At 71.4% G+C, this 1,228-nt stretch carries 1 protein-coding gene; it reads left to right on the plus strand.

The genetic code is table 11. From position 1 onward, the window contains the following. Nucleotides 1-42 precede the first annotated feature (42 nt). Nucleotides 43-1,228 (plus strand): IS4 family transposase (locus ACFQ6N_RS40960; protein ID WP_380659215.1); only part of this gene is annotated, 1,186 nt, incomplete at its 3' end.

A 1,228-nucleotide genomic window follows, 5' to 3' on the forward strand; every position in this document is an offset into this window, starting at 1 on the left:
CAATGCCAGTGACTTTGGCGGTCTGTGCTCGTTGGTTGTGGTGTGGCGAGGGTGGGGCAGGTCAAGTCGCCTGCGGATGAGCGGTTGTCGGACCGGATCGCGATCGGGGTGCTGACGCAGGCGTTCCCGCCGGGTCTGGTGGATGAGGTGATCGCCGAGACCGGGCGGGCCGAGCAGCGCAGTCGGCTGTTGCCGGCGCGGGTGGTCGTGTACTTCGTGCTGGCGATGTGCCTGTTCTTCGGGCAGGGCTATGAGGAGGTCGCGCGGCTGCTGGGCGAGGGGCTCGGGGACGGGCGGCGGTCGTGGCGCGTGCCGACGACCGCCGCGATCGGTCGGGCCCGCCGTCGGCTGGGCCCGGAGCCGTTGCGGTTGCTGTTCGCGCGGGTGTGCCGGCCGGTGGCGGTGCCCCAGACCGCGGGGGCCTGGTACCGGCGCTGGCGCCTGGTCGCGGTGGACGGCACCACCTTGGACCTGGCGGACACCGAGGCCAACGAGGCCTTCTTCGGCCGTCATGCCTCGGGACGCGGAGCGAGCGCGTTCCCGCAGGCCCGGATGGTGGGGCTGGCCGAATGCGGCACTCACACGATGTTCGCCGCCGCTACCGGTCCGCTGTCGGCGAGCGAGCAGTCCCTCTCCCGGCAGCTGTTCGACCGTCTCGAGAAAGGGATGCTGCTGCTGGCCGACCGGGGCTTCTACGGCTTCGAGCTGTGGCAGCACGCCCGGGCCACCGGCGCGGACCTGCTGTGGCGGGTGCGCTCGAGCGCGAACCTGCCCGTCGTACGCGTGCTCGGCGACGGCTCCTACCTCAGTACGGTGCACGCCGAACCGGACCGCAAGAGCCGCCGCAACCCAGTCGTGGTCCGGGTCGTCGAGTACACCCTCGCCTCCACCGGCGACACCACCGTCTACCGACTGCTCACCACCCTCCTCGACCCGAAGGAGGCACCGGCCGCCGACCTGGCCGCGCTCTACATCCAGCGCTGGGAGATCGAGACCACGCTGGACGAGATCAAGACCCACCAGCGCGGCCCCAGGCTCGTCCTGCGCTCGAAGTACCCGTGGGGCGTCGAGCAGGAGGTCTACGGCCTCCTGCTCGTCCACCACGCCATCCGGCAGCTGATGCACCAGGCCGCCCTGCAGAAGGGTCTCGACCCCGACCGGCTGTCCTTCACCCGCAGTCTGCGAGTCGTACGCCGCCAGGTCCCCGCCCAGGCGGCGCTTTCCCCCC

The organism is Kitasatospora sp. NPDC056446 (assembly GCF_042796115.1).
Lineage (GTDB): Bacteria > Actinomycetota > Actinomycetes > Streptomycetales > Streptomycetaceae > Kitasatospora.